This window comes from Campylobacter sp. (assembly GCF_017646085.1).
Lineage (GTDB): Bacteria > Campylobacterota > Campylobacteria > Campylobacterales > Campylobacteraceae > Campylobacter.
Window position 1 is genome coordinate 1 of record NZ_JAGCNF010000071.1, and the last position, 1,714, is coordinate 1,714.

Here is a 1,714-nt window from a genome sequence, read left to right on the forward strand (position 1 = left end):
AATTATAACATATAGAAACTAAGGGGGTTCTTATAGTTTAAATTCAAAATTGGAACACAACTTGCTTAAGGACTAGAAAATTAACGCAGGAGCGATTATGCAAAATGGATATTATCAAGCAACTGGCGCAATGGCGACACAGTTTAACCGCTTAGATATCATTACTAATAACTTAGCTAATGTAAATACTAGTGGATATAAAAAAGATGATGTGGTAATAGCTGATTTTGAAAGAATATTTAAAGAGACAAAGGATGCTTTGCCGCTAGAAAATCACACTAAAGATTCAGCTAAATTTCTAAACCGCACATTAAATAGAGTGCCACATATCAATGAGGTTTATACTGATTTTGGCACTGGGGGGCTAAAGCATACTAATAATCCGCTAGATATATCACTTGGCAAAAATGATCTATTTTTACTAGTAGATAGTCCATCAGGTATAAGGCTGACTAAAAATGGCTCACTAAATTTAGATAGCGAAGGGTATTTAGTTACAAAAGAAGGTTATAGAGTACTGCCTAGCAACTATGCTGCTCAACAAGGGCCAAATAGAGGTATTCAAATCCCGCAAGATGCTCAAATGACAGTCGATAAAGATGGTAATATTTACGCAGGAGATGAGCCTGTGGGGAGATTTTATATCGCTCAGCCTAGAGAGCTTAGAGATTTACAAAAGGAGGGCGATAATCTCTATAAACTAGATAATATTGATAGCCTAACTGATAATATAGCAAGCGGTTCAATCGCTCAAGGCTATGCACAAATATCAAATGTAAATCCAGTTAAAGAGATGGTAAGTCTAATCGAAACACAAAGAATGGTAGATATGTACCAAAAAGTTATGACAACGCATATGAGCGACCTTAACCAAGATGCAATAAATAAACTAGCTTCTATGAGAGCTAACTAAAGGATAGAAAAATGATAAGATCACTATATACAGCAGCAACCGGGATGATAGCACAACAAACACAAATCGATACAACATCGCATAACATCTCAAACGTAAATACAATTGGCTATAAGAAAAATAGAGCTGAATTTGCAGATTTAATGTATCAAACAATGCAATACGCTGGCACACCTACAAGCGCTACAACGATGAGCCCTACAGGTATGGAAGTAGGTCTTGGTGTTAGACCGACTGCGATTACAAAGATGTTTAATCAAGGTTATTTTAAAGAGACTGGAAATAATCTAGATATGACAATTGCTGGAAATGGATTTTTCCAAGTTCAACTACCAGATGGTACAACAGCATACACAAGAAACGGCTCATTTAAACTTGATGGTGATGGAAATATAGTAAATAGCGATGGATATAGACTGCTTCCTGAGATGACTATTCCAGCTGATGCAATTGAGATTTCAGTAGGAACTGATGGAACTATATCAGTACTTCAACCAGGTAATGAAGAGATGACACAAATTGGGCAAGTTGAATTAGCTAGCTTTATTAATCCAGCTGGACTTCATGCTATGGGGGATAATAACTTTTTAGAAACAGCAGCAAGCGGTGCGCCAAATATTGGTAATGGCGGTCAAGATGGATTTGGTCAGATTAAGCAAGGGTTTGTAGAGATGAGTAATGTTCAATTAGTTGAAGAGATGACAGATCTAATCACAGGTCAAAGAGCATATGAGGCAAATTCTAAAGCAATTACAACAAGCGATGAGATGCTTCAAACCGTAAATCAACTAAAACGATAAT

2 protein-coding genes are annotated in these 1,714 nt (G+C 36.4%); both read left to right on the forward strand.

The genetic code is table 11. The features are described from left to right. The first annotated feature begins 97 nt into the window (after positions 1–97). Positions 98–913 (forward strand): flagellar hook-basal body protein, encoded by an 816-nt coding sequence (locus tag J6V67_RS03800; RefSeq protein WP_291858983.1) that lies wholly within the window; start codon positions 98–100, stop codon positions 911–913. A gap of 11 nt (positions 914–924) precedes the next feature. After that, positions 925–1,713, forward strand: coding sequence for a flagellar basal-body rod protein FlgG (gene flgG, locus J6V67_RS03805; RefSeq protein WP_291858986.1), 789 nt, complete (start codon positions 925–927; stop codon positions 1,711–1,713). Position 1,714 lies beyond the last annotated feature (1 nt).